This is a genomic window from Aeromonas sobria, from assembly GCF_050266975.1.
Classification (GTDB): domain Bacteria; phylum Pseudomonadota; class Gammaproteobacteria; order Enterobacterales; family Aeromonadaceae; genus Aeromonas; species Aeromonas sobria_B.
In genome coordinates, this window is the sequence record NZ_JBKISU010000042.1 from 1 (window position 1) to 25,103 (window position 25,103).

Sequence of the window (25,103 nt, forward strand, 5' to 3'; positions counted from 1 at the left end):
CGATGTGGTTGAGGATTAGTTCGTGGTTAAACATGGGGATAGTCTGTTGGGTATTAGCTGGTCAAGGATGGCGATCATACCTCAGAAGCCGCGCCACGCCTCGCTCATATGAGGGGATGGTTAAGGGTAGTAAGGCGTATCCTGCAAACTGATTTGACGTGAACGGGCAATGGTCATGGCTCACCCCCTGGGCAGTGACATCTCAAGCCAAGTACAGGGCTACATCGCTGTCAAAAAGGTGGGCGTCCCAGATTTTCCATTAACCAGCCGCCAAGATAACAAAGCCACGGCCACCTAGCCGCTTTTGATTGCATGTGGTGATGCGCTTTGATGACAGAGTTCAAAAAACGATGAAATTCTGATGGCCGTATCAGTTCGGGGCTCGCGTGAGCAGTTTCGTTTGGCTTACAGTGGCTATCTGGAACCTGTTGAGCTGCGATGGGTTTCTGCCAGCGCAGGTCAAGGGAGCATATTGGAAGCTGTAATCCACGGGCGGTAGCGTAAGATCTGGTTGCGTAACGCCTCACCCCAAAAGGTGGGTGTCCTAGAATCTCTCCCGCTGTCAAAAAGGTGGGTATCCCAGATTCCGTACCCTCCCAGATTCCGTACCAGATTCCCACCCTCAGATTTCACAATTTGCTGATCAAGTTCAAAAAACGATGTGATTCTGATGGTTACATCATTTTAAGGCTCGCTTGGGTAGTTTCGTTTGTCTTACAGTGGCTATCTGGAACCTGTTGAACTGCGATGGGTCACTGCCCTCGCTGGTCAATGGAGCATATTGGAAGCTGTAATCCATGGGCGGTAGCGTGGGATTTGGTGGCGTTACGCCCCATACAGAAAGGTGGGTGTCCCAGATTTTACTTGGTAAACGTTGGGCTTCGCTCCGCTCAGCCACAACCTACGACATTAATTGATAGTGTAGGTTGGTGCTGAGCCTGCGAAGCCCAACATATGAGATGGACTCCATTTCGTTCATCACCAATCTACGATTTACATAAAAACATTAGGTGGGGATTTATATGCAGATACAAATAAGAAACTGCAATAGTATTGATAATGCTGAATTAACTATTATCGAAAAGAAACTAAATATAAAGTTCGCGCCTAATGGCACAGGAAAAAGTACTATAGCAAAAGCAATTCTTTATAGTGCAAATAGCGAGGATAGAATATCAGAGTTACTTCCATTTAAATTAAGAAAAGAAAACCCTGACTCATTGAAACCAGAAATAACAAACACATCAAAAATCAATGGTGTCATGTGCTTTAACGAAGAGTATGTCAATCAATTTACTTTTCAAAAAGACGAGTTAGTTAGCAATAGCTTTGATATTTTCATTAAAAATGAAGCCTATCGTAAAACAGAATCAGAAATAGAAGAGATCGTAAATAAAATTAAAATGCTATTTTTTGATAATGTTGATTTAGAAATTTTCATAAAAAATCTAACTGAATTAAGTGATGCATTTAAAACGACTAAATCAGGACTTTCAAAAAGTTCCACAGGAATGAAAGCTCTATCTTCAGGGAATAAGATACAACATATTCCACAAGGGCTTGAAGCATACAAGCCATTTATATCTAGCACAAATAATGTCAACTGGATTGACTGGCAGACAAAGGGGTTAAAGGATTTCTATAGTCTTTCTGAATGCTGCCCATTCTGCACCGAGCAAATCTTAGATAAGAAAGAAACTATCGAGCTAGTTGGTAAAGAGTATGATAAGAACGTAATTAAAAATCTCGTTTCTATAATTAACGTAATTGAAAAACTAGGTGAGTATTTTTCTGAAGAGGCAAAAGAAAAATTAAACACTATAACAACCTTGCCTAATGGCTTAGAGGAAGAGCATGAGGATTTCCTCAAAAACATTAAAAAGCAGATTGATCTGCTAGTTAATAAATTACAAAAATTGAAACAGTTAAATGGCTTTGACTTTAAAAGTGGTGATAAAGTATCCGAAACACTAGATGGCTATAAACTAAATTTGCAGTTCTTTTCTGATATAGATTCAGAGAAAACTAGGGCATCATTGGCATCCATAAATAACTCTATTGATGAAGTATCTAAACAAGCAGGTCAACTTCAAGGGAAAATTGCAATTCAAAGAAATGGCATGCAGAAATTAATTGAGAAACATCAATGTGATATTAATGACTTCCTCGCACATGCTGGTTATAAATATTCGGTTCAACTAAATGGTGATGATGAAAAAGCACAGCTTAGATTAATGCACGTTGATCATGATGAATTTCTCAGTGGTGGAGATCAACACTTAAGCTTTGGTGAAAGAAATGCTTTCGCCATCGTCTTGTTTATGTATGAATGTTTAGCAAAAAAACCAGATTTGATTATTCTAGATGACCCAATATCATCATTTGATAAAAATAAAAAATATGCCATTTTAGAGATGTTATTCCGACGTGAAGCGAAAGATTGCTTGAAAGGTCAGACTGTTTTAATGTTGACACACGATGTGGAACCAATTATCGATACAGTAAAATCTGTCTCTTCTCAGTTCTCCAATCAAGTTAATGCATCTTACTTAAAATATATTGATGGTGAAATAAACGAACAAAATATAACTAAATCTGACATTAAAACATTTACCCAAATATGCAAAGGTGTCTTAGCATCAGAGAAAAGCATTCTTCTTAAATTGATTTATCTGCGTCGATACTATGAGATCACTGACAATATAGGTGATGAATATCAAATTCTTTCCAATCTGTTACATTTGAGAGACAAACCCATTGATACTAGGGAAGCTCTAAATACAGACGAGATCTCACCAATAATGGATGAAGAAAAATATACATTAGGGTGTCTGAAGATCACTAAGTTGATACCTCAGTTTGATTATACTACTTTACTTTCAAGTATCGGAGATATCTCTACACTTACTACGTTATATAAAACTTGCAGTAATAATTATGAAAAGCTGCAAGTTTTTAGATTATTTGAGCCTTTTGGCCTTAATACCAGCAACTCTGTAATTAGAAAATTCATAAACGAGACATACCATATTGAAAATGAATATATATGTCAGTTAGACCCATCTCAATTTGATTTAATTCCAGACTATGTAAGGTATGAATGCGATAAGTGTTTAGCTAGTGTTATTCAATAAATAATAACATACTAAATATATAACTATATAAAAAGGGCGACCATCTGGTCGCCCTTTTTATTTCTATCGCTTTCCAAATCAGGAAATATCACCGAGCCGGTCGCTTGGCGCCATTGCCTTTGGCCGCGGGCTTGCCGCCCTGAGTCCCGGGTTTGGCGCCCGGCTTGGCTGAGCCAGCGCGGGTCGGGGCCTTGCCCTTATGGGCGGGTTTGCCAGCCGGTTTGCCTTGAGCTGCCCCTTGAACGGCGGGCTTGCCGTTGCCAGCCCCTTTGCTGAGCTGGGAGCCGACTGGCTTGCCATTACCCGCCTTGCCACCCTTGCTGGCGGCAGGGGTGTCGCTGCGAGGCTTGCCTTGGGAGGCGGCGGCCCCTTGCGCGCCTGTGCCCTTACCGGCAGAGGCGCCCTTGCCTGCCCCATTGCTGCGCTGGTGCGTGATAGCGCTGTGGCGAGTCAGGGCCGGTTTCAGCCCCTTGTTGATGCTGCGCTCGGCCTTGGCTTCGCCGCGCCCTTCCGGTGGCACCAGGCAGTTGGGGCCGTTGCCGATCAGGTGACCCTTGCCCATTTCCAGCAGGGCCTCGCGGATCATGGGCCAGCCGGCCGGATCGTGGTAGCGCAGCAGCGCCTTGTGCAGGCGGCGACGACGCTCCCCTTTCACCACGAACACATCCCCGCCCTGGCGGCTCACCTTGTTGAGGGGGTTTTTCTCGGTGTAATACATGGTGGTGGCGTTGGCGAGCGGCGACGGGTAGAAGTTCTGCACCTGATCGAGCTTGAAGCTGTTGGTCTTGACCCAGAGCGCCATGTTCACCATGTCTTCATCCGTGGTGCCCGGGTGGGCGGAGATGAAGTAGGGGATCAGGTACTGCTGCTTGCCCGCCTCTTTGGAATACTTGTCGAACAGCTCCTTGAAGCTGTAGTAGCTGCCCATGCCCGGCTTCATCATCTTGGAGAGCGGGCCCTCCTCGGTGTGCTCAGGTGCGATCTTGAGGTAGCCGCCGACATGATACTTGGCCAGCTCCTTGATGTAGCGCGGATCTTCCACCGCTATGTCGTAGCGCACCCCGGAGGCGATCAGTATCTTCTTGATCCCCTTCACATCCCGCGCCTTGCGATAGAGATCGATAGTGGGGGTATGGTCGGTATCCATGTGCGGGCATATGGTCGGCCAGACACAGGAGGCGCGGCGACAGGTCTGCTCGGCCTTGGGGCTCTTGCAACGCAGCTTGTACATGTTGGCGGTGGGGCCGCCGAGATCCGAGATGACGCCGGTAAAGCCCGGCACCTTGTCGCGGATCTCTTCGATTTCTTTGATGATCGACTCTTCCGAGCGGCTCTGGATGATGCGCCCCTCATGCTCTGTGATGGAGCAGAAGGAGCAGCCGCCGAAGCAGCCACGCATGATGTTGACCGAGGTCTTGATCATCTCGTAGGCCGGGATCTTCTCCTTGCCATAGGCCGGGTGCGGCACCCGCTGATAAGGCAGGCCGAACACGCCGTCCATCTCGTCGGTTTCCAGCGGGAAGGCGGGCGGGTTGACCCAGATGATGCGATCGCCGTGGGCCTGGGAGAGCGCGCGGGCACAGCCCGGGTTGGTCTCGTGGTGCAGGATGCGCGACGCATGGGCGTAGAGCACCTTGTCTTCCTTCACCCGCTCGAACGCCGGCAGCTTGACGTAGGTCTTCTCCCAGGGCTTCTGCTTCGGCGGCTGCACCAATACCGGCTTGGCCTCTTGCTCCACCGGCGCCGTGCCTTCGTCATCCGAGCAAGGCGCCCCTTCCATATAGGGATTCATGATGGGATCGATGCGGCCGATCTGATCCAGCTTGCTCGAATCCACCCCGCGCCAGCCCGGCAGCGGCTCCTTGCGGATGACGGCGGTGCCGCGAATGTCCTGCATGGTCTCTATGGTCTCGCCGCCTGCGATGCGGTGCGCCACCTCGATGAGCGGCCGCTCGGCGTTGCCATAGATGAGGATGTCGGCCTTGGCGTCCAGCAGTATGGAGCGACGTATGGTCTCGGACCAGTAGTCGTAGTGGGCGATACGGCGAAGGGACGCCTCTATGCCACCTATGACGACCGGCACCTCCTTGAAGGCCTCCTTGCAACGCTGGGTGTAGACCAGGGTTGCGCGGTCCGGCCGCTTGCCGCCCACATCCCCCGGGGTGTAGGCATCATCGTGGCGCAGCTTCTTGTCGGAGGTGTAGCGGTTGATCATGGAGTCCATGTTGCCCGCGGTCACCCCGTAGAAGAGATTCGGTTTGCCCAGACGCATGAAGTCATCTTTCGATGACCAGTCCGGCTGGGCAATGATGCCGACCCGAAAGCCCTGGGATTCCAGCATGCGGCCTATGACCGCCATGCCGAAGCTCGGGTGATCCACGTAGGCATCCCCTGTCACCAGCACTATGTCGCAACTGTCCCAGCCGAGCTTGTCCATCTCCGCGCGGGACATGGGCAAGAAGGGCGCCGTGCCGTAGCACTCGGCCCAGTAACGGGGATAGGAGAAGAGGTTGGTAACCGGCTGCATTTTGACCACCTGGAACAATTCGGGTCGCGCATTATACCGGCAGAGCCAGGCGGGGGCGACGGCTTTTTGTCCCTGCTAACAGAAAGGGATAGCCGCTTCAACCATGGGGCACCAGGGCTTGCAAGGCGGGGACGCGCCGGCGCCAGAATCTGTGGCGATGGCGCAGCAGCAACTGGTAACCGCCAAGCAGCACCCAGAACAGGGCGGGCAGCAAGAACAGGGGGTGGGTCACCTCCCGCACCATCAGCAGGCCGAGCAGCACCATAACGAAGGGGCGGCTCTCATAGAGCCACAGGGGCCAGCCGCGCTCGCGCCTGCCCTTGTCATGACGTTGCTGATGGCTGAACTGATACCAGGCCAGGCCTCCGATGAAATAGGCAGCCAGACCGGCCAGCAACAGACTTGGCTGCTGGCCGGCCCCCATGAGCAAGAGTCCGCAGCCCAGGCAGAAAAAGGGCAGCGTCTCGTGACGTGACATAGCCAAGATGAGCACCTCTGGTAGACGATAGATCCAATATAGTCAATGGATGGCGCCGCGTCATGGCGCTGGCCCTGGGCCTGACCATATGGTGCCCCCCGTCATGCTTGGGGCCGGCTGCCTATCGCCTCATCCACCTGCTGGCTGCGTTGTCCCGTCATGCCGGCCCCCTTGGCCAAGAGGTGATAACAGGCGGGGATCAGCAGCAGGGTCACCAGGGTCGCGAGGGATAACCCGAAGAAGACCACTGTCCCCACCGTCATCCGGCTCTCGTAGCCCGCCCCCATGGAGAGCATCAGGGGCACGGCGCCAATCACGGCGGTCAGCGACGTCATCAGGATGGGGCGCAGGCGGCGCACCGCCCCCGAGATGATAGCCTCCTCGAACCCCTGGCCCCGCTGGCGCAGCTGATTGATGAACTCAACGATGAGGATGCCGTTCTTGGTCACCATGCCGATCAGCATGATCATGCCGATCTGGCTGTAGATGCTCATCTCCTGCCCCGTCAGCCAGAGGCCGAGCAGGCCACCAAAGATGCCGAGCGGCACCGTCATCATCACCACGGCCGGGGTGATCAGGCTCTCGAACTGGGCCACCAGCACCAGGTAGACCACCAGCAGGGCCAAGCCGAATACCAGGGCCATCTCCCCCTGGTTGTCGCGATAATCCTTGGAGTCGCCGGCGTAATCCACCGTCATGCCGGCCGGCAAGTTGTCGTTGGCCCAGCCGTCGAGAAAATCGAGGGCTTCCCCCAGGGTGCGATCGGGGGCGAGATCCGCGGTCAGGGTCACCGCCTTCTGGCGCTGATAATGATTGAGCCGGTTGGGGCTTGCCACCTGCTTGAAGCTGGCCAGGGTGGAGAGACTCACCATGTCGCCACTGGCGGCCTTGAGGTAGATGCGGCTCAGATCCGAGACGCCGTTGAGCTTGGTCTGATCGGCCCGCAGATAGACGTCATACTCCTCCCCCCTGTCGACATAGGTGGTCTTGCTGGTGCCGCCGAGCAGGGTTTGCAGGCTGTTGGCCACGGTAGAGACCGGGATGCCGAGCTCGCTGGCCCGCTCCCGCGCTATGGTCACCAGCAGCTCCGGGGTCTTCTCGGCATAATCGAGATCTGCGTTGAGCATCAGGCCGCTCTGCTGGGCCAGCTGCTGGAGCCGGCCGCCCACCTCATTGAGCTCCCCGTAGTCGCCCCCCTGCAACACGAACTGCACCGGGGCGGTGGAGCCGCGCCGAAAACCGGGCTGGAAGGGGCGGATCATCACATCCGGAATACCGGACAGACGGGCGGTCAGGGTCTTGGTGAAGGCGGTGGCGCTCTGGTCACGCTCGGCCCAGTCGGTGAGCTGGATGATGGCCATGCCGGTCTGATCGCCTCCCTTGCCGAAGGCGGGGGTGCTGAAGCTCATGGCCTGCACCACGCCCTGGCCGAGCAGCGGCATGATGGCGGCCTCCACCTGCTGCATGTTGCGCTTCATCCGCTCTATGCTGGTGCCCTCGGCCCCCTTGACGAACACATAGACCACGCCTCTGTCCTCGGTCGGCGTCAGGTTGGCGGGCAACAGCCTGAGCAGCGCCAGGCTGCCACCCAGGCAGAGCAGCAGCACCAGCAGCGCCCAGCCGGAGCGGGGCAGCAACCAGCCAAGCAGGCGACGGTAGTGACCCTCTACCCGGCCGAGGGCGCGATCCAGGGCCGCGGTCAGCGGATTGGTGCTCTCCTTGGCCCGCATCAGCCAGGAGCCCATGGCCGGGGTCAGGGTCAGGGCCACCAGGGAGGAGCAGATCACCGCGAGGGACAGGAGGATGGCAAATTCGGTGAAGAGCCTGCCCACCATGCCATCCATGAAGGCGATGGGCACGAACACCATCACCAGCACCGCCGTGGTGGCGATGACGGCAAAGCCCACCTCGCGGGTGCCGTGCCAGGCCGCCAGCAGCGGCGGCTCGCCCCGTTGCAGGTGATGGTGGATGTTCTCCACCACCACGATGGCGTCATCCACCACCAGGCCGATGGCGAGAATGAGGGCGAGCAAGGTGATGAGGTTGATGGAAAAGCCCAGATACCAGGCGCCGATGAAGGCCGAGATCAGCGATACCGGCACCGTGATGGCGGGAATAAGGGTGGTACGCCCCTGCCCCAGGAAGAGATAGAGCACGGCCACCACCAGCAGGGCACTGATGGCCAGGGTGTTGTAGACCTCCTCGATGGACTGCTTGATGAAGATGGTGGAATCGTAGTCGACCTCCAGGGTCGCCCCTTCCGGCAGGAAACGCTGCATCTGGGTCATCTTCTGGGAGATGCCCTCGGCCACCGCCAATGGGTTGGCGGTGGATTGGGGAATGACGCCTATCCCCAGGCTCTCGCGGCCGTTGCGCTGATAGGCGCTGTCTTCGTTCCTGGCCCCCACGTCCACGTCGGCGATGTCCGCCAGATAGATGGGCTGACCGTTGCTGGCGGTGGTCACCTGGAGGCGGCGAAAATCGGCGGCCGTGTGATAGAGGCGCGCTATCTGTACCGCCACCGTCATGCTGTCGTTGCGAATTTCTCCCCCCGGCAGCTCTATGTTCTCCCGGGTCAGCGCCGCCTCCACGTCGCTGATGGTGATGCCGCGGGCGGCCATGTCCACCGGGCGCAGCCTGACATACATGACCCGCTCCAGATCGCCGGAGAGCATCACCTCGCTCACCCCGTCCACCAGGCTCAAGGGGTCCACCAATACCCGGTTGGCGTAATCCGTCATGGCGGTTCTGTCCATCTGGCTGCTGCTGAAGTTGAGCCAGATGGCGACGTCGCCGTTGCCGCTGTCCTTGGTGATGAGGGGCTCGTCCACCCCGTCCGGCAGCTTGATGCGGGCGCGGGAGATGGCATCGCGCACGTCCGACACCCCCTCCACCATGTTCCAGCCGAGCTTGAACTCCACCGTGATCATGGAGCGCCCCTTGCGGGTCACCGAGTTGATGTTCTTGATGCCGCTGATGCCGGAGAGCTGATCCTCGATGGGTTTGGTGACCTGGCTCTCCATCACCTCGGGCGCCGCCCCCTCATAGGTGGTGCTGACCGAGACGGACGGGGTCTGCACGTCCGGCATCTCCCGCACCGTCAACTTGGCGAAGGCCACCAGGCCAAATACGGTGAGCAGGGCGCTGATCACCACGGCCACCAGGGGCCGGCGTACCGATATATCAGAGAGCCACATCAGCCGTTCACCTTCGCCAAATCCTTGACCAGCAAGCCATCCCTGAGATTGACCAGCCCCTCCACCACGATGCGGTCCCCCGCCTTGAGCCCCTCGGTGACCCAGACCTGCTCGCCCTGGGTCTCGCCGAGCACCACGGGCAGCCGCTTGACCCGGCCATCGGCCTCTAGGCGATAGACGAAGCGCTGCTCACCCAGGTACTCCACCGACTGGCTCGGGATCAGGGTCATCTGCCGGGCGGGCAGCGCCAGCTCGACGCTGAGCAGCATGCCGGGGCGCAACTGGCCCGCAGGATTGGGGAAGATGACGCGGGCCTTGATGTTCTGGCTGCTGTCGGAGACCCGGCTGTCCACCGTCTCCAGGCTGCCCTGGAACTGCTGATCCGGCCAGGCGGCGCTGATCGCCGTCACCGCCATGCCCGGACGCAGCAAGGAGAGGTAGCGCTCGGGCACCGCCAAATCCAGACGCAACTTGTCCAGCTCATCCAGATGCAACAGGCTGTCGCCCGTGCCCACCAGGGCTCCTTCACTGAGGTCGATCAGGCTCACCGTGCCATCGAAGGGGGCGCGCAATTCGCGCAGCCCCAGCTCGTAACGGGCCGCGGCCAGCCGCGCCTGGGCCATGGCGGTCGTCGCCTCCTGTCCCTCCAGCTCGGAGCTGGTCACGGCGCCCCGCGCCACCAGGCGCTTCATGTCCCGCAACTTGCGCTCCTCGTCGCGCACGCTGGCGCTCTGCTCCGCCAGTTCCGCCTGCTGTTTGCCTGCGTCCAGCTGGATCAAGACTTGACCCGCCGTGACCTGCTGACCCGAATGCACCAGGATGCGGGCGATGCGGCCCGTCACCTCTGGGCTCACCACCACGGCGCGATTGGCCGCCAGCTTGCCCACCAGCTTGAGGGTGGGGTTGCTCAGGGTCTCGCTGACGGTCTGGGTACGGATGTTGACGGTGTGGGCGGCGCCCTTGACCTCGGGCGCCCCGGATCGGTAATACCAGGCACCGAGCACCAGGAGGAGAAGCACCGTCAGTGGCAACCAGCTACGCATTTTCATTGATGGATCCAGTAAACGAAGGTATGAATTTCACAATAGAGGGCCATTTTAGCCCCACTTCTTGCCGCAGCTATGTATAAGTGTGACAAAAGGTAACAGGCTCGGCGCCAGCATTGACCCGCAAGCAGGCGGACTTCGCACGTTTTCGCCCCCTGACACGGCAAAACCATCATCGACAAGGAGACAACTGTGACACGAAGACCCAGATTGGGGCTCGCCCTCGGCAGTGGCGCCGCCAGAGGCTGGTCACATATAGGCATCATACGTGGGCTGGAGCGACTCGGGGTCAAACCCGACCTGGTCGCCGGCTGCTCCATCGGCAGCTTCGTGGGCGCCGCCTATGCGGCGGGGGCCCTCGATGCCCTGGAGGAGTGGGTGCGCGGCTTCACCCGGCTGCAGGTGGTCGGCATGCTGGACCCCGCCCTCTCCGGTGGCCTGTTTCGAGGAGAGAAGGTGTTTGGCATCGCCGGCGGCCACCTGGGGGATCCCAATATCGAAGATCTGCCCATGCCGTTCTCCTGCGTCGCCACCGAGCTCGATACCGGCCGCGAGATCTGGCTCAAGAAGGGCCCCCTGCGCCAATGCGTGCGCGCTTCCTGTGGCATGCCGGGTCTGCTGACCCCGACCCTGCTCAATGAGCAGTGGTTGGTCGATGGCGCCGTGGTCAATCCGGTGCCCATCTCCCTGGCCCGCGCCATGGGGGCCGAGGTGGTGATCGCCGTCAACCTCAACACGGACCTGCACCAACCCTGGGGCCAGGAGCAGGAGGAGGTCTTGCCGGCCCAGGGCAAGCTGTTCGGTCAGTGGTTCAATCGCAGCGAGGGCCCGACCCCGCCCGGCATGTGGAACGTGATGAGCAGCACCCTCAACATCATGCAGGAGCGGATCACCCGGGCCCGCATGGCGGGGGACCCCCCCGAGATCCAGCTCTGCCCTCGCCTGGGCGGCCTCTCCATCATGGACTTCCACCGGGCGGCCGACGCCATCGAGGAGGGGGAAGCCTGTGTCGAGCGCAACGCCCATCAGCTCAAGGATGAGCTGACCCGGCTCGGCCTGCTCTCCCCCTGAGGGCAGAACCGCGCAGGCGAAATGCGGACAAAAAAATGCCGCCCCTGTGTGTGGGGGCGGCATTTCTCACTGGAACGCTCTCTAGGCTCAGCCTTTGGTGAGATCGTCCGGGCCTATCTGACCAATCTCGGCGACCTTCTTGTCGGCGAGCAGCCAGAGGGTGAACTTGTGCAGTTCCGGGTGATGAGCCAGGGCAACCAGGAAGGCGCCACCGACTTCACGGTAACCGAGTTCATAGTTTTTCAGGGTTGTGGGGGGAACACCCAGCAGATCGGCAAACTTGGGACGGCTCAGGCCGACGGCTTCGCGGATCTGGCGGATCTTCTTGCCAACAGTGTCGATGTTTGAATTCATAATGGTTCCATACTCCGTATGGCGGATTGACTCCGCCTTATTTTTCGCGACGACTCGTAGTCAAGTGTATCAGTTTTGGACGGACTCGTTATGGTCGAGTCTCTATCTTATATACGCCTTTTGGCGACAACCCTTAAAAACCTCGGGGATGGTAATCGCTCAGTCGCTCGAGGTAAACAGTCTCGAAGAGAAACCTTTATGGAGGCCCAGTGAATCCTCCGTATAATCCCACCACTACCCATAAAGAGTGATAAACATGGCTTTTCCCGGCATCATCTCCCGCCTCCATCCGAGTGCAACCCCCCAGGATCTGGCCCTGCAACTGCAACAAGGCCAGCACTATCGGGCAGAAGCCCTGCTGCTACCGGCCGCCATGGCGGCGCACGCCGCCGAGATATTGCCGGCCCTGCCAGAGCGCATCAGCCTCTATCTCCCCCAGCCAGACTCAAGGCTTCCCCTGCGCGCCCATGACGGCGTCATGGCAGGTGAAGGGCCCTTGACGCTGCAAGATGGGCGCACCATGCCCCTGGCCAGCGAGCCTGGGCAAGGGATGCTGGTCCCCGAAGCCGGCCTGCGCGAGATGGCGCTCTGGCTGGAAGCCGGTCATCGCCACTTCATCTGTCCCGCCGCCGTGCAACCGGTCACCCGCGCCATTCTCAACATCTGGCCCCTCGACCCCTACCTGGCGAAACATTTTCTGCTCAGCTTTATTCCCCTGCTCGATACTGCCACCGAACAGGATCTGCTCGCCGTATTGGCAGCCCGCCTGGAGCCCTCCGCCCCTTGTTCTGACTGGGTTGGGGCCTATATGAAGCTCGAAAAACGGCTACATAGGACCTACTTAGACCACTAAGTAACAATCCTGAACCACTCCTGAAGCAAACGACACAAATTGGCTCACCCCTGTTTTGTGAGCTTGATCATGATTTGAAATGGGAATACAGTGCGCATCGTCATCGGATTGACACCCTTTTCTGGTGGGGCGTTATGTGTGTAAACACACCCCCCATGGTTCATGGATGAGAGAGATCCTGAAACACGGGATCCCTGTCAGACTCCTTGCCATCGTTGGCAGAGCCTGCAGCTTACATAAATCAAAAAGTGCGAAGCACGTGACAACGTGTAACTCAACGAGGATATATTTATGATGAAAATGGCCCCTTCCCTGATTGCCATCGCCATGGCAACCCTGGGTGCTACTGCTGCCCAAGCCGCTGACAACGATCTGTACCTGGGTGTTGGTGCCGGTGCTGCTCACATCAACGGTCTGAACAAGATCGATGGCGTGAAAGACGGTGAAGAAGACGCTGCCGCTGCCAACGCCTTCGTCGGTTACAACTTCACCGAAAACTTCGGCGCCGAGCTGGGCTACCAGTACGCCGGCCGTGGTAACACCAACGGTTCCCGTTTCGAAAACCAGGGCGCAACCCTGTCTGGTATCGGTCGTCTGCCGGTTGCCAAGGACCTGTCAGTATTCGCTGAAGGCGGCGCTTACTGGGCTCACACCGACGGTCTGGAAACCAGCGACACTCGCGTTTCCCCGCTGGCCGGCCTGGGTCTGACCTACAAGCTGAACGACGCCCTGGATCTGCAGGCTCGCTATCGCTACATGTGGAATGTCTCCGACATCTCCACCTCCGCCTACAACACCTCTGGCGACAACTACAAAGACAACCAGAGCGTCGGCACCGTGGAAGTGGTTTACCACCCGTTCCGCACCTCCTACGTTGAGCCGGTTGCCGCGCCTGTCGTTGAAGAAGCCGCTCCTGCTCCGGTCGTGGTTGAGAAGAACTTCACCATGAGCTCCGACGTGCTGTTTGCCTTCGGCAAATCCACTCTGAAGCCGGAAGGTGTTGAAGCCCTGAACGGTCTGTACCAGCAGATCATCGACGCTCAGCCGAAAGATGGCAGCGCCGTGGTTGTCGGTTACTCCGACCGTATCGGTTCCGACGCTTACAACCAGAAGCTGTCCGAAGCCCGTGCTCGTACCGTTGCTGACTTCCTGGTCGGTAAAGGCATGGCCGCTGGTAAAGTGTCCATCGAAGGTCAGGGCGAAGCCAACCCGGTCACCGGCAACCAGTGTGACGGCATCAAGGCCAAGGCTCAGCTGATCGCCTGCCTGGCCCCGGATCGTCGTGTAGAAGTTCGCGTTTCCGGCGTACAGGAAGTTCAACAGTAATCTCCACGAGATACTGATCAAAGGGGACGCATCGCGTCCCCTCTTGCTTTATATGGCAGACTTGCGACACCTACTGTCGGATGCCTTATCCCAGATCCCCGCCAAAGTCCATCCCGTCTCCCCCCAGAGAGCTGCATATTCGTTCGGTAACTTGATCAATGTGAGCCAAAAGAATACAGTTATTCCGCTTCTAAGGTATTGGATGAGTTATTAAAAGTGTCTCTACCGGTTAGTTGTCCACGGATGCCTTTGGTGCCGTGAGTAGCCAGGAGTCCTTCATATTCGTTCATGCCATCCGTGCTACAACACGGAGATATGCCATTCGGGCTTTGCCCGGGTGAGATGCATATGACTAAGAGTGCGCGCCAATGGCACGGCAAACTCAACGAGGATATAACGATGAAAATGAAAGTGGCACCGACCCTGATTGCCCTGGCCCTGGCGGCCGCGGGCAGCACCGCAGCCCAGGCTGCTGACAACGACTGGTACACCGGCATCGCCGCCGGTTGGGCCTACACCCATGATCTGGAAGATTTCGGCAAGAACGCCGATGTGGACAAGGACGCAACCGCGCTGAGTCTGTTCGGTGGTTACAACTTCACCGAAAACTTCGGGGCCGAACTCGGCTATCTGTATGCCGGCAAGGCGGGCATCGATGGCGTCGACTTCACCAGCAAGGGCGCAACCCTGTCTGGTATCGGCCGTCTGCCCCTGAGTGATATCTTCTCCGTCTTTGCCGAAGGTGGTGCCTATGTGTTCCACGCCAACGGCAATGGCCACAGCGACAACGGCATCGCCCCCCTGGCCGGCCTGGGTCTGACCGCCAAGCTGTCCGACCTCATCGACGTGCAGGCCCGCTACCGCTACATGTGGGACGTGGGTGACGAGAACAAGACCGGCAGCGACAACATGATCTGGGAAACCGACATGAGCGTGGCCACCCTTGAGCTGGTGCTGCACCCGAACCGCACCTCCTATGTCGCGCCGGTCGCCGCCCCCGTGGTCGCCGAGCCCGAGCCCGTCATCGTCGACAAGAGCTTCTCCCTGAGTTCCGACGTGCTGTTTGCCTTTGGCAAATCCAGCCTCAAACCGGAAGGGATGGACGCCCTGAGCGGCCTGTATCAGCAGATCGTCGAGATCCAGCCCAAAGATGGCAGCGCCGTGGTCATCGGTTACACCGACCGCATCGGTTCCGACGCCTACAACCAGAAGCTGTCTGAAGCGCGTGCCCGCACCGTGGCCGACTTCCTGGTCGGCAAGGGCCTGCCCGCCGGCAAGGTCGCCATCCAGGGTCAAGGGGAAGCGAACCCGGTCACCGGCAGCCAGTGTGACGGAATCAAGGGCAAGAACGAGCTGATCGCCTGCCTGGCACCGGATCGCCGCGTCGAAGTGCGCGTCACCGGTGTACAGGAAGTCCAGCAGCAATAATGTTGCGTGCCTGAATCTGGTTCATCAGAAGAGGAGGCCCAGATGCCTCCTCTTTTTTATTGCCCCGTCCGCAGGCGAACGCTGGCCTCCTTGCCCTCTGGGGCCCCGCCCGATCCTCCCTTCCTGGGATCCGGCTCACAGGACAGGCTGCCAGATGGGGACCAGGCCACGCAAAACCAGAGGGGGTGGCTATAACTAGATGGTATGTAACAACTTTTGCACAACAACAAAAGAGGATAAGCGATGAAACCAAGCCTGTTATCCGCACTGATTGCCGTGGCTCTCACATCCGCTGCCAGCCTTCCCGCCCAGGCCAACGACTGGTATCTCGGTGGCGGCGGCGGCGTTGCCATCGGCCATGATATCGGCGATCTCGGCAAGGATGTCGACAAGAACGATACCGCCTGGAGCCTGTTCGCCGGGTACAACTTCACCGAACACTTCGGTGCCGAGCTCGGTTACCTCAATACCGGCGACTGGCAGGTCGACAACGAGCAGTTCAGCAGCCAGGGCGCCACCCTGTCCGCCATCGGCCGCCTGCCGCTCGGGGAGGTCTTCTCACTGTTTGCCGAGGGGGGCGCCTACCTCTATCAAGTGGACACCATCAATGGTTCAGACAATGACTATGCCCCGCTGCTGGGGCTTGGCATGGGCGCCCAGCTGACCGACTGGCTCGATCTGCAGGCCCGTTACCGCTACATGTTCCGGGTCGGCGACGATGTCGACAACGGCAAGCTGAACAGCGGCACGGATCGCTGGGTGACGGATGTCAGCGTCGCCACCCTGGAGCTGGTGTTCCACCCGAACCGCCACGCCTATGTGGCCCCCGTGGTCGCCCCCCTGGTCGCGGCGCCCGAGCCCGTCATGGTCGACAAGCGCTTCTCCCTGAGCTCGGACGTCCTGTTCGAGTTCAACAAGTCCTCCCTGCGGGCCGAGGGCAGCAGCGCGCTGACGGATCTTTACCAGCAGATAGTCGCGGTCAATCCCAAGGATGGCGAGATCACCGTCATGGGCTACACGGATCGCCTCGGCTCGGATGACTACAACCAGACCCTGTCTGAGGCCCGCGCCCAGACGGTGGCCGATACCCTGATAGGCATGGGCCTGCCGGCGGGCAAGGTCTCCATTCAGGGCATGGGTGAGAGCAGCCCGGTCACCGGCAGTCAGTGTGACGGCATCCAGGCCAAGCGCGAGCTGATCGGCTGTCTGGCACCGGATCGCCGGGTCGAGGTGCGCGTCACGGGCACCCAGTCCGAGCAGGCCCCGGTGACGGCGGCGCCTGCCACCGAACCCATGGATGGCTGATCGGGCACTGTCCCTTGCGCTGTGCAAATAAAAGAAGGGATGCCGAGGCATCCCTTCTTGTTGGCTCTCCTCGTCAGAAGGAGGTGCGGCGATAGCGCCGGTACTCGGGGCGCCAGAAGTTCGCCTCTATGGCCTTGTCGATCACCTCGTCCGGAGTCTGTACTGCCTTGCCCTGCAGCATGGCGGTCTTGGCCACCATCTTGGCGATGTAGCGGGACACCTGGTGGATATCCGCCAGATCCGGCAACAAGGAGCCCTCCCCTCCCTTGACCAGGGGCGAGCACTCCGCCAGGGCGCGGCTGGCGGACATCAGCATGGCATCGGTCACCCGCTTGGCGCCGGAGGCGATGACCCCAAGGCCTATCCCAGGGAAGATGAAGGAGTTGTTGCACTGGGCGATGACGTAACGCTTGCCCTTGTACTCCACCGGGGCGAACGGGCTGCCGGTGGCGACCAGCACCTGACCGTCGGTCCAGCGGATGAGATCCGCCGGCGTCGCCTCCACCCGGGAGGTGGGGTTGGAGAGGGGGAAGATGATGGGGCGGGCGCAGTGCTTGTGCATGGTCTTGACCACCTCTTCGGTGAAGAGGCCGGGCTGGCCGGAGACCCCGATCAGGATGTCGGGGCGGCCGTGCTCCATCACCTCCAGCAGGGAGATATTGTCCCCCACCGGCCAGTCGGCGATCCGCTCCACCGGCTGGGAGAGACGGCGCTGGAAGTCGAGCTGGTTGGGGATCTTGTCGGTGATGAGGCCGAAGCGGTCCACCATGAAGACCCGGCCGCGCGCCTGGGCATCCGTCAGCCCCTCGGCCTTCATCTGGGCCACTATCTGCTCGGCGATGCCGCACCCGGCGCTGCCGGCGCCGAGGAAGGCGACCCGCTTCTCACTGAGCTTGGCTCCCGAGGCCTTGCAGGCGGCGATGAGGCTGCCCAGCGTCACCGCGGCCGTGCCCTGGATGTCATCGTTGAAGCAGCACAGCTCGTCCTTGTAGCGGTTGAGCAGCGGCATGGCATTGCTCTGGGCGAAGTCTTCGAACTGCAACAGAATATCGGGCCAGCGGCGTTTGACCGCCTGGATGAAGGCGTCGACGAACTCGTAATACTCCTCCCCCGAGATGCGCGGATGGCGCCAGCCCATGTAGAAGGGGTCATTGAGCAGCTGCTGGTTGTTGGTGCCCACATCCAGCACCACCGGCAGGCAGTAGGCCGGCGAGATGCCGCCACAGGCGGTATAGAGGGAGAGCTTGCCGATGGGGATGCCCATGCCGCCGATCCCCTGATCGCCAAGGCCCAGGATCCGCTCGCCGTCGGTCACCACTATCACCTTGACGTTTTGCTTGGTGGCGTTTTGCAGCATGTCATCGATCCTGTCCTTGTCGGAGTAGGAGATGAAGAGGCCACGGGCCCGGCGGTAGATGTTGGAGAACTCTTCGCATGCCTTGCCCACGGTCGGGGTGTAGATGATGGGCATGATCTCGGTCAGGTGATCCCGGGTGAGCCGGTAGAAGAGGGTTTCGTTGGTATCCTGAATGTTACGCAGATAGATGTGCTTGTCCATGTCGTTGCCAAACGCCATGAATTGGCGATAGGCACGTTCCACCTGCTCTTCTATGGTCTCTATGTTCTGGGGCAGCAGGCCCTCCAGGTTGAAATTGCTGCGCTCTTCGCTGGTGAAGGCACTGCCCTTGTTGAGCAGCGGGGTCTCCAGCAGGGCGGGACCGGCGTAAGGGATGTAGAGAGGACGCTTCTGATTGTTATCTTCAAACATGGTTACGTACCTTGACAATGTGGCCCCTGGATCCTATGGGCTTGGGCCAACAATTTCAAAGGGTTTACACCTGCGTTGCCACAGGTTTGCGACCCAGGCGACGAAAGGCGCCGGGGGTCTGACCAGTCAGGCGGCGAAAACGGTTCGCAAAGTTGGCGCCATCGCTGTAACCGACCCGACTGGCCAGCTCATTGAGGGGCCAGTCGGTATAGAGCAAGAGCTGGCGCGCCTTCGCCATGCGCAGCCCGGTCAGCCAGGCCATGGGCCCCATCCCGAAGCCCTGCTGACAGAGGCGGTGCAGGTGGGGCGGCGAGCAGGCCAGCAGGCTGGCGAGTCGGGCCACCGTCCAGGGTTCATCCAGCCGCCCCTCCACCAGGCGCTGCAGATGTTGCAACCGATCGAGGGAGCTGCCTCTCGTCTCCCCCCGCAGCACCCGGGTCAGCAGGGCCAGCAACAGGGAGAGCAGCTGGGGTTGCAGGGCGGAGCGGCTCCCCTCCCTGTGCATCAGTTGCAGCAGATGGTGCAGCGACTCCCCCTCGTCACTGACCCGGCAGTGATGGCCCAGCCGGTGCAGATGATGCCAGCGCGGCACATCGTCGAGCAGGATCCAGCTGATGCGCCAGCTGTCGCCATCCAGGCGAAAGCCGCCGGGCAGGGCGGCGGGCAGAAACACCAGAGCCCCGGCCGGGATGGGGCGCTCCCCCTGCTCGGTCAGCAAGACCCCTCCCTCGCTGTGGCTGAGCAGCAGGATGTGAAAGGCGGGGCGGTTGCGCTGGATCAGGTAGTGCTCCCGCAGCTCCGAGAGCCCGGTCAGGAAGATGCCGGCCTCCCCCAGCAGGGGCAGCCCCTCCCGTCCCAGCATCCGCTCCTCGCAGGCCGGGGCAATTTCCAGACACTCACGGGCAAACATCTTGCGCCTCCCAATCGATGCGGTGTCGACACTGAATCGACAATGGATAGTTTTGCACAAAGAAGACGATAGCCGCTCACAGCGGTCATTTCAGCAACAGCGCTTATGATACCGGCCATCCACTTTGGCTTTCCAGCACCCGGTTAACAGCGATGAACTATTGGCAAGCGATTTTCAAACAAACCACCGACAAGGCGTTCATGGGCAGGCTGTGGCGCCTGGCCCTGCCCGTCTCCCTGCAATCCATGATGTTCTCCCTGCTTGGCCTCATCGACATCATGATGGTGAGCCAGCTGGGGGCGACCGAGGTCGCCGCCGTCGGCTTGGGCAACCGGGTCTTCTTCTTCAACCTGCTGGTGATAGCCGGCCTCTCCGGCGGCGTCTCCGTGCTGGCGGCGCAATACTATGGTCGCGGTGACATGAGCGGGGTGCGTCGGGCCCTCACCCTGGCCCTGCTGGGATCCCTGCTGGTCAGCCTGCCCTTCGCCCTACTCTATACCTTCTCCCCCGGCAGCGTGCTCGGCTTCGCCAGCCAGGATCCCGTGCTGCGCCCCCTGGCGGATCACTACCTGATGATCACCGGGGCCACCATCCTCTGCACCGCCCTGGTGGTGCCCCTGGAGGCGGCGTTGCGCTCGGTGGGCAATGCCGCCGCCCCGACCCGCATCGGGATCATTGCCATCATCGCCAACGTCATCCTCAACTACGCCCTCATCTTCGGCCACTTCGGCGTCGAGGCCATGGGGGTGGCGGGCTCGGCCTGGGGCACCACGCTGTCGCGCCTGCTGCAAACCGCCCTGCTCATCGGCTATGTGATGCACAAGGAGGGGCGCCTGCTGCCCCGTCGTCCCGACTGGCTGCTGGCCCTCTCCCCCAGGGAGGTGCGCCGCTTCGTGCTGATCGCCCTGCCCCTGCTGCTCCATGACGGGCTCTGGGCCTTCGGCATGCTGCTCTACGGCTTCCTCTATGCCCACCTTGGGGTCGATTCCCTGGCCATCATGACTACTCTCGGGGCCCTGGAGGGGATCCTCATCTCCCTCTTCTTCGGGCTGGCGGTGGCCTGCGCCACCCTGCTCGGTCACCGGCTCGGCGCCGAGGAGTACGAGGCCGCCTGGCAGGAGTCCCAGCTGCTGCTAATGCTGGCACCGTTTGGCGCCCTTCTGGTCGGCCTCTTCGTCTGGTTCATACAGGCGCCCCTGCTGCTCTGGATTGGCAACCTGCCCGCCGACCTGCTGCCCGAGGCAGGCCAGGTACTCGGCATCCTCTGTCTGGGCATGCTGATCAAGGTGTTCAACATGGTGGGCATCGTCGGGGTGCTGCGCTCGGGGGGCGACGTCAACTACAGCATCCTCATCGACATCATCGCCATGTGGTGCATAGGGCTGCCGCTGGCCTGGCTCGCGGTGAGCTGGCTCGGCTGGCCGCTGACCTGGGTCGCCGCCGTGGTGCTGCTCGAGGAGGTGAGCAAGATGTGGCTGGTCCAGCGCCGGGTGCGCCGCCGCCGCTGGCTGCGCAACCTGGTCATCAACTAGGTCGCGCCACAGGGCACAAGTTGCAGCAAATCAAAGAGTGGCCGGGCTCCCCGGTGTATGCTGATGGCCGATACTGTGACGGGCGGCCCCAGGGCCGGCCCAGGTTAGGAGAGAGACGATGCAGACACAAAGAGAGACCCTGAGTCAGGAGGCCCTGCTCACCCTGGCCAACGAGCTGATCCGCAGCCACGAGGATTTCATCCACGGCATGCGCGCCGACGCCGTGGAGCAGCGCGGGGACGTGCTGGTGTTCAAGGGGGAGTATTTCCTCGACCAGGATGGCACCCCCACCCCCAAGACCATGGCGGTGTTCAACATGTTCAAGTACCTGGCCCACCGGCTCTCGGACAAGTACCGGCTGGCCTGATGGCAAGAGGGGATGCCATGGCATCCCCTCTTCGTCCCGCCCGCCTCAGGCGACCCGCGGCGCCACCGCCTCCGGCCCCACCACGCAGTTGCGGCCCGCCACCTTGGCCTGATAGAGCCGCTCGTCGGCCCGGTTGAGCAGGCTCTCCACCGATTCGGATGGCTGCATCATGGCCACCCCTATGCTGACGGTCACCTCCAGCAGCTCCTCGCTGGTCGGGCTCTTGATGAGGCGCGCCTCCACCGCGAGCCGCAGCCGCTCGGCAAACTCCCTGGCCTGTCTGGCCCCCTCGCAGCGAGGCAGCAGGACGGCAAACTCCTCGCCGCCATAGCGCCCCAGCACCATGTCCGGCTCCAGCAGCTCCGCCAGGCTGGCGGCCACCTCCTTGAGCACCGCATCCCCCGCCAGGTGGCCAAAGGTGTCATTGATCCGCTTGAAGCGATCGAGATCGAGCAGCAGCAGGGCAAACCCCTGCTGCTGGTAGAGGAAGCGGGCACGGGCCTGCTCCAGCCGTTGCATCATCAGGCGCCGGTTCATCATGCCGGTCAGCTCGTCGGTGGTGGACTCCCGATAGAGCTGCAACAGCATGTTGAGCTGGCCGCACTGCACCCAGGCGCTGGCCAGGGCAAACAGGCACAGCAGCCAGAACTGATCCAGGCTGGCGGCGCCGAGCAGGGGTTGGCCCAGCAGCAGCCAGTTGCCCCCCAGCATGGCCAGCAGGATGCAGGCCGCCAGTTGCAGGCTGAGGGAGAGGGGCACGGGGAAGATGGCAAACAGGCTGACGAGCAGATAGGGGAAGGCGCTGTAACCCGCCTGCAGCGGCTGATCCGGCCCGAAACTGGCCAGACAGAACAGGGAGAACAGCATCATCACCGCCATCAGGTAGCCGAGTGCCAGCTTCATCCGCTCCCGGCGAAAGTGGATCAGGTAGGAGAGCGGGATCAGCGGGGAGAGGGCCAGCAGGCAGAAGGCCCGCGCCTTGAGCAGCAGACCGAACTGCGCCTCGTCCAGGGTCAGCCAGTCCACCAGACCCCAGGCGGGAATGCCGACCATCAGCAGGCAGGTGAGCAGTCGCAGCCTGACCGTCATGAACCCCATCCGGGTCAGGGTAAAGTCTTCCGAATGGGCGCGGGCGCTCCAGCACTCCGACAACGTCAGCATCCAGCGTCTCCAGATCGCAAAGAGGGCTCATTTTACGTCGATACGCGATAAAAAACCCGGATCATCCAGCGGTTTTTGCCGATCGGGCCAGACGCAAACCGACGGATCATATTACCGGCACGCAAACGTTTCAACCTCGCGACAAATAAACCCGTTGAGCGCCATTTGCCGCTGGATCTCCCCCCTTCAGTCACTACAATAGCCGCCAAAATTTCTCCCCCCAGCACACAGAGGTATTTATGGAACAGGCTGTTCCCCAGCGCGCGACCGACCAGTCCGAACGACGCCCCCATCCGGATCTGGTCTATGGCATCAACGAGGTGCCTCCCCTGCCCCAGACCCTGTTCGCCGCCCTGCAACACATGCTCGCCATGTTCGTCGCCATCATCACCCCGCCCCTCATCATCGCCAATGCCCTCGGCCTGCCCGCGGACGACACCCGCTACATCGTCTCCATGTCCCTGGTGATGTCCGGCATCGCCTCCTTCATCCAGACCCGCCGCCTCGGCCCCATCGGCTCGGGACTGCTGTCGGTGCAGGGCACCAGCTTCAACTTCCTCGGCCCCATCATCGCCTCCGGCCTCGCCCTCAAGCAGGCGGCCATGCCCACCGAGGATCTGCTCGGCACCCTGTTTGGCACCATGCTGGTCGCCGCCCTCACCATGGTGGTGCTCAGCCGCTGCCTGCATCTGGTGAGCCGGATCATCACTCCCCTGGTGACCGGCATCGTCGTGCTGCTCATCGGCCTGACCCTGATCAAGGTGGGCCTCATCAGCATGGGGGGCGGCTATGGCGCCCTGGCCGACGGCAGCTTCGCCAGCCACACCAACCTCTTCCTCTCCTTGCTGGTGCTCGGCCTCATCGTGCTGCTGCAACGCAGCCACAACCCCTGGCTGCGCCTCTCCGCCATCATGATCGCCATGCTGGTCGGTTACGGGGCTGCCCTGCTGATGGGCAAGGTGCAGGCCCCCGTCTTGAGCGGGCCCCTGCTGATGATCCCGGCGCCGCTGCGTTATGGCCTCGGCTTTGACTGGCAACTGTTCGTGCCGCTCGCCATCATCTTCGTGGTGACGGCGCTCGAAGCCATCGGCGACATGACGGCCACCTCGGATGTCTCGGGGGAGCCGGTCAGCGGCCCCCTCTACATGAGCCGCATCAAGGGCGGCGTGCTGGCCGACGGCTGCAACTCCATGCTGGCGGCCCTCTTCTCCACCTTCCCCATGTCCACCTTTAGCCAGAACAACGGCGTCATCCAGCTGACCGGGGTCGCCAGCCGCCATGTTGGCCTCTTCATCGCCGCCATGCTGGCCCTGCTCGGCCTGTTCCCGGCGGTGGCGAGCCTGGTGCAGCAGATCCCCGAACCCGTGCTCGGCGGCGCCACCATCGTCATGTTCGGCACCATAGCCGCCGCCGGGGTGCGCATCATCTCCCGCGAGGAGCTGGACCGCCGCGCCCTGATGATCCTCGCCGTGTCCCTCGCCATGGGGCTGGGGGTGGCGCAGGTGCCAGAAGTGCTGCAGCACCTGCCTGAGCTCGCCAAGAGCGTGCTCTCCTACGGCGTCGCCACCGGCGGTCTCACCGCCATACTGCTGAACCTGCTGCTGCCCAAGGGGCGCAAGCGCCCGGTCTGATCCCTTCATCCGGCCAGGTAAGGCCCCGCCTGCGGGGCTTTACCTGGCTCTCCATCGCGGGTACTGTGCTGGCCATCCCCAGCGTCAGGATGCCTTCATGCCCTACCCCCTGCTTCCCCCTCTGCCCGGCGGCCAATCCCCCGACCAGATCCTGGCCGAGGAGCAGCGCTGGCTGCGGGAGTGCGCCCGTGACGGCGAGCCCAGAGCCCTCCTCTGGCAGGCCCCCCAATGCCTCATCGTCACCCGCAAGGACATCCGCCTGCCCCGCTATCAGGCGGCCTGTGAGCGGCTTGCCGCCGAGGGCTGGCCTGTGTTTGTGCGCGACAGCGGCGGCACCGCCGTGCCCCATGGGGCCGGCATCCTCAATCTCTCCCTGCTGCTGCCCCGCACCAGCACGGATCTCGCCCACTATTACCGGCTGCTGGGGGCGCCGCTGCTGGCCCTGCTGGCGGAGTACGGCCTTGCGGGGAGCTATGACTTCGTGCCCGGCTCCTTTTGCGACGGCCAGTACAATCTGGTGATCGGGGGCAAGAAGGTGACGGGCACCGCCCAGCGCTGGCTGGCGCCGGGCCAGGATCACGACGGCGCCGTCTTGGCCCAGGCCATGCTGCTGGTCGAGGGGGACGTGGATGAGGGCACCCGGATGGCGAGCCGCTTCTACGAACTGGCGGGTGGGGAGCTGCGTTTTGTGGCCGGCACCTCCACCACCCTGGCCCATTGCATCGACTGGCGAGGCAGGCCCGGTGAGCTGGTGGCATTGGTGCAACAACGGCTGCACGCCCTGCTGGCCGACCAGCCGCCCCTCTGAACCCTGCCGCATGACGCCGCCCTGAACCCATCAGCGGCCCTCTGAGCCTCACAGATACGGTGCCAACAAAAAAGCCACGACCGATGAAGTGAACCCCGAAAGTTGGACACCCAACGAGTAGGGGTTCTTCGTTTCTATGGGAAAGCAAAAATACTCGACCGACTTCAAACGTCAGGTCGTTCTTCACTATCTCAACGGTCATGACGG

The 25,103-nt window shown here is 60.2% G+C and carries 18 protein-coding genes; 10 read left to right on the top strand and 8 right to left on the bottom strand.

Annotated elements, in window-relative coordinates; genetic code table 11:
• Nucleotides 1-1,022 precede the first annotated feature (1,022 nt).
• Nucleotides 1,023-3,134 carry a hypothetical protein gene (locus ACLHZ1_RS18765; RefSeq protein ID WP_427263305.1) on the top strand — a complete coding sequence of 704 codons (2,112 nt, stop codon included), beginning with the start codon at nt 1,023-1,025 and terminating at the stop codon, nt 3,132-3,134.
• An 88-nt stretch (nt 3,135-3,222) separates the two neighbouring features.
• On the opposite strand, the gene ACLHZ1_RS18770 is transcribed toward ACLHZ1_RS18765, so the two are convergent.
• From ACLHZ1_RS18770 to ACLHZ1_RS18785, 4 genes are all read right to left on the bottom strand, one after another.
• On the bottom strand, nt 3,223-5,661 hold the full coding sequence (locus ACLHZ1_RS18770) for a YgiQ family radical SAM protein (RefSeq protein ID WP_427263306.1): 2,439 nt from the start codon (nt 5,659-5,661) through the stop codon (nt 3,223-3,225).
• A gap of 97 nt (nt 5,662-5,758) precedes the next feature.
• A complete protein-coding gene (locus ACLHZ1_RS18775) occupies nt 5,759-6,139 on the bottom strand; it encodes a hypothetical protein (protein ID WP_427263320.1) in 381 nt (126 codons plus the stop codon).
• 101 nt (nt 6,140-6,240) lie between these two features.
• A complete protein-coding gene (locus ACLHZ1_RS18780; RefSeq protein WP_427263307.1) occupies nt 6,241-9,336 on the bottom strand; it encodes an efflux RND transporter permease subunit in 3,096 nt (1,031 codons plus the stop codon).
• Complete coding sequence (locus tag ACLHZ1_RS18785; RefSeq protein WP_427263308.1) at nt 9,336-10,385, bottom strand: efflux RND transporter periplasmic adaptor subunit; 1,050 nt, start codon at nt 10,383-10,385, stop codon at nt 9,336-9,338. The genes ACLHZ1_RS18780 and ACLHZ1_RS18785 overlap by 1 nt, the downstream gene beginning before the upstream one ends.
• A 189-nt stretch (nt 10,386-10,574) precedes the next feature.
• Here ACLHZ1_RS18785 and rssA point away from each other — a divergent pair, with 189 nt between their 5' ends.
• Nucleotides 10,575-11,453: a patatin-like phospholipase RssA gene (gene rssA / locus ACLHZ1_RS18790; protein ID WP_427263309.1), complete on the top strand. Its 879-nt coding sequence runs from the start codon at nt 10,575-10,577 to the stop codon at nt 11,451-11,453.
• Nucleotides 11,454-11,540: 87 nt separating this feature from the next.
• On the opposite strand, the gene ACLHZ1_RS18795 is transcribed toward rssA, so the two are convergent.
• Nucleotides 11,541-11,807, bottom strand: coding sequence for a helix-turn-helix domain-containing protein (locus tag ACLHZ1_RS18795; RefSeq protein WP_041993657.1), 267 nt, complete (start codon nt 11,805-11,807; stop codon nt 11,541-11,543).
• Nucleotides 11,808-12,063: 256 nt separating this feature from the next.
• Here ACLHZ1_RS18795 and ACLHZ1_RS18800 point away from each other — a divergent pair, with 256 nt between their 5' ends.
• The 4 genes from ACLHZ1_RS18800 (at nt 12,064) to ACLHZ1_RS18815 (ending at nt 16,719) form a co-directional block, all read left to right on the top strand.
• Nucleotides 12,064-12,660: a hypothetical protein gene (locus ACLHZ1_RS18800; protein WP_427263310.1), complete on the top strand. Its 597-nt coding sequence runs from the start codon at nt 12,064-12,066 to the stop codon at nt 12,658-12,660.
• Nucleotides 12,661-12,951: 291 nt separating this feature from the next.
• Complete coding sequence (ompA, locus tag ACLHZ1_RS18805; protein WP_427263311.1) at nt 12,952-13,986, top strand: porin OmpA; 1,035 nt, start codon at nt 12,952-12,954, stop codon at nt 13,984-13,986.
• Between the two features lie 399 nt (nt 13,987-14,385).
• Nucleotides 14,386-15,414, top strand: a complete 1,029-nt coding sequence (ompA, locus tag ACLHZ1_RS18810) for a porin OmpA (RefSeq protein WP_427263312.1) — start codon at nt 14,386-14,388, stop codon at nt 15,412-15,414.
• A gap of 243 nt (nt 15,415-15,657) precedes the next feature.
• Entirely contained in the window at nt 15,658-16,719 is a 1,062-nt protein-coding gene (locus tag ACLHZ1_RS18815; protein WP_427263313.1) for an OmpA family protein, read from the top strand.
• 73 nt (nt 16,720-16,792) lie between these two features.
• On the opposite strand, the gene ACLHZ1_RS18820 is transcribed toward ACLHZ1_RS18815, so the two are convergent.
• Both ACLHZ1_RS18820 and ACLHZ1_RS18825 read right to left on the bottom strand, forming a co-directional pair.
• Nucleotides 16,793-18,487: an NAD-dependent malic enzyme gene (locus ACLHZ1_RS18820; protein ID WP_427263314.1), complete on the bottom strand. Its 1,695-nt coding sequence runs from the start codon at nt 18,485-18,487 to the stop codon at nt 16,793-16,795.
• 64 nt (nt 18,488-18,551) lie between these two features.
• Nucleotides 18,552-19,397 carry a helix-turn-helix domain-containing protein gene (locus tag ACLHZ1_RS18825; RefSeq protein WP_427263315.1) on the bottom strand — a complete coding sequence of 282 codons (846 nt, stop codon included), beginning with the start codon at nt 19,395-19,397 and terminating at the stop codon, nt 18,552-18,554.
• Between the two features lie 152 nt (nt 19,398-19,549).
• Here ACLHZ1_RS18825 and ACLHZ1_RS18830 point away from each other — a divergent pair, with 152 nt between their 5' ends.
• Together ACLHZ1_RS18830 and ACLHZ1_RS18835 are read left to right on the top strand one after the other, a co-directional pair.
• Nucleotides 19,550-20,929, top strand: a complete 1,380-nt coding sequence (locus ACLHZ1_RS18830) for an MATE family efflux transporter (protein WP_427263316.1) — start codon at nt 19,550-19,552, stop codon at nt 20,927-20,929.
• A gap of 118 nt (nt 20,930-21,047) precedes the next feature.
• A complete protein-coding gene (locus ACLHZ1_RS18835) occupies nt 21,048-21,296 on the top strand; it encodes a YciN family protein (protein ID WP_041993640.1) in 249 nt (82 codons plus the stop codon).
• A gap of 45 nt (nt 21,297-21,341) precedes the next feature.
• Here the strand turns inward: ACLHZ1_RS18835 and ACLHZ1_RS18840 are convergent, their stop codons facing one another.
• Nucleotides 21,342-22,457 (bottom strand): GGDEF domain-containing protein, encoded by a 1,116-nt coding sequence (locus tag ACLHZ1_RS18840; RefSeq protein WP_427263317.1) that lies wholly within the window; start codon nt 22,455-22,457, stop codon nt 21,342-21,344.
• Nucleotides 22,458-22,696: 239 nt separating this feature from the next.
• On the opposite strand from ACLHZ1_RS18840, the gene ACLHZ1_RS18845 reads away from it, so the two are divergent.
• Both ACLHZ1_RS18845 and ACLHZ1_RS18850 read left to right on the top strand, forming a co-directional pair.
• Nucleotides 22,697-24,088 (top strand): nucleobase:cation symporter-2 family protein, encoded by a 1,392-nt coding sequence (locus tag ACLHZ1_RS18845; RefSeq protein WP_427263318.1) that lies wholly within the window; start codon nt 22,697-22,699, stop codon nt 24,086-24,088.
• 97 nt (nt 24,089-24,185) lie between these two features.
• Complete coding sequence (locus ACLHZ1_RS18850) at nt 24,186-24,896, top strand: lipoyl protein ligase domain-containing protein (RefSeq protein WP_427263319.1); 711 nt, start codon at nt 24,186-24,188, stop codon at nt 24,894-24,896.
• Nucleotides 24,897-25,103 lie beyond the last annotated feature (207 nt).

Bases quoted from the DNA above. Each gene is read 5' to 3' on its own strand.
- ACLHZ1_RS18765 (WP_427263305.1), top strand. From the start codon at position 1,023: ATGCAGATACAAATAAGAAACTGCAATAGTATTGATAATGCTGAATTA.
- ACLHZ1_RS18770 (WP_427263306.1), bottom strand. From the start codon at position 5,661: ATGCAGCCGGTTACCAACCTCTTCTCCTATCCCCGTTACTGGGCCGAG.
- ACLHZ1_RS18775 (WP_427263320.1), bottom strand. From the start codon at position 6,139: ATGTCACGTCACGAGACGCTGCCCTTTTTCTGCCTGGGCTGCGGACTC.
- ACLHZ1_RS18780 (WP_427263307.1), bottom strand. From the start codon at position 9,336: ATGTGGCTCTCTGATATATCGGTACGCCGGCCCCTGGTGGCCGTGGTG.
- ACLHZ1_RS18785 (WP_427263308.1), bottom strand. From the start codon at position 10,385: ATGAAAATGCGTAGCTGGTTGCCACTGACGGTGCTTCTCCTCCTGGTG.
- ACLHZ1_RS18795 (WP_041993657.1), bottom strand. From the start codon at position 11,807: ATGAATTCAAACATCGACACTGTTGGCAAGAAGATCCGCCAGATCCGC.
- ACLHZ1_RS18800 (WP_427263310.1), top strand. From the start codon at position 12,064: ATGGCTTTTCCCGGCATCATCTCCCGCCTCCATCCGAGTGCAACCCCC.
- ompA (WP_427263311.1), top strand. From the start codon at position 12,952: ATGATGAAAATGGCCCCTTCCCTGATTGCCATCGCCATGGCAACCCTG.
- ompA (WP_427263312.1), top strand. From the start codon at position 14,386: ATGAAAATGAAAGTGGCACCGACCCTGATTGCCCTGGCCCTGGCGGCC.
- ACLHZ1_RS18815 (WP_427263313.1), top strand. From the start codon at position 15,658: ATGAAACCAAGCCTGTTATCCGCACTGATTGCCGTGGCTCTCACATCC.
- ACLHZ1_RS18820 (WP_427263314.1), bottom strand. From the start codon at position 18,487: ATGTTTGAAGATAACAATCAGAAGCGTCCTCTCTACATCCCTTACGCC.
- ACLHZ1_RS18825 (WP_427263315.1), bottom strand. From the start codon at position 19,397: ATGTTTGCCCGTGAGTGTCTGGAAATTGCCCCGGCCTGCGAGGAGCGG.
- ACLHZ1_RS18830 (WP_427263316.1), top strand. From the start codon at position 19,550: ATGAACTATTGGCAAGCGATTTTCAAACAAACCACCGACAAGGCGTTC.
- ACLHZ1_RS18835 (WP_041993640.1), top strand. From the start codon at position 21,048: ATGCAGACACAAAGAGAGACCCTGAGTCAGGAGGCCCTGCTCACCCTG.
- ACLHZ1_RS18840 (WP_427263317.1), bottom strand. From the start codon at position 22,457: ATGCTGACGTTGTCGGAGTGCTGGAGCGCCCGCGCCCATTCGGAAGAC.
- ACLHZ1_RS18845 (WP_427263318.1), top strand. From the start codon at position 22,697: ATGGAACAGGCTGTTCCCCAGCGCGCGACCGACCAGTCCGAACGACGC.
- ACLHZ1_RS18850 (WP_427263319.1), top strand. From the start codon at position 24,186: ATGCCCTACCCCCTGCTTCCCCCTCTGCCCGGCGGCCAATCCCCCGAC.